At 76.5% G+C, this 1,138-nt stretch carries 1 protein-coding gene; it reads left to right on the plus strand.

The window, feature by feature from the left end; translation table 11 throughout:
* The first annotated feature begins 195 nt into the window (after positions 1 to 195).
* Positions 196 to 1,050, plus strand: a complete 855-nt coding sequence (locus P1P70_RS44905) for a hypothetical protein (protein WP_319248298.1) — start codon at positions 196 to 198, stop codon at positions 1,048 to 1,050.
* The last annotated feature ends 88 nt before the right edge of the window (positions 1,051 to 1,138 follow it).

Raw genomic sequence — 1,138 nt, forward strand, 5'->3', positions numbered from 1 at the left:
TCCCGGGGACGCGGACGTCGGGGGGGTGAGGCGGGGGGCGCAGTGCCGCCCCCCGCCTCACCCCTCCGACGTCCGCTGCCCGAGGAGACCGGTCCGGAGGGGACGCCCCGGCCGCGTCCCCTCACCCCCGAGCGACCCGGCGGCTGGCAGCCCCCGTCGAGTTCCTCCCGGCGGTCGGCCGAGGCCCTCGACGGCGTGCTCGGAGCATCCCCCGGGCGCCCCTTCGTGACGTTCGCGGAGCCGGACACCTCTCCCTGGACGCCGCCCGAGTCGCGGGACGGACGGCGCAAACCCCGGCCCACCAAGGCGCGGGCGGCGGCCGTGGCCGCCTGCGTGGTGCTCGGCGTCGGCCTCATCGGCGGTGCGGCGGCCGGGAGTTGGCTCACCGGGGACTCCGGGGCGGACGATTCCCGCGACACTTTCGCCGCAGCCGGCGAGCTGTGGCACGGCGTGCCCGTGGACGCGCTGTTCCCGCCCACCGTCCAGGGCGAGGGCGCCGGACCCGGCGGCACCGACCGCACCTGGACCCGGATCGCCGTCGCGCCCGACAGCGGCTGCGCCGACGCCTTCGACCCGCTGCTGCGCAAGGCCCTCGCCCCGGTCGGCTGCCTGCGGCTGCTGCGCGCCACCTACACCGATGCCACCCGCAGCAACGTCACCACCGTCGGCCTGCTGTTCACCAAGACGGACGCCGCCGCGATGACCGCGCTCAAGGCCCGCTTCGCGAAGAACGGCCTCGACCGCCGCACCGACCTGATGCCCCGCCCGTACGCCGCCGAGGGCACCGTCGCCGCCGGCTTCGGCGACGGTCAGCGGGCCTCCTGGACGATCTCCGTCCTCACCGACGTCCCCGTGGTCGTCTACGCCGTCTCCGGCTTCGCGGACGGCCGCACGGTCACCGAACCGCAGGCCGCCGAGGACGCGATGAAGTCCGGTGCCACCACCGCCCCGGCCCAGTCCGGCCTCGGCCACGAGGCGAAGGGCCTCGCCGACCGCATCGAACGCGGCCTGCGCAAGACCGCCGCGTCCGCCACGGAGCAGCCCTCATGAGCGCCGACGAACCCGAGGCGACCACGCACACCGGTCCGGCCGGACGAGCAGAGCGAGCCACCGCCACGACAGAGCGAGCCACCCCTCC

Source organism: Streptomyces sp. MB09-02B, assembly GCF_033794485.1.
In the GTDB taxonomy this organism is placed as follows: domain Bacteria; phylum Actinomycetota; class Actinomycetes; order Streptomycetales; family Streptomycetaceae; genus Streptomyces.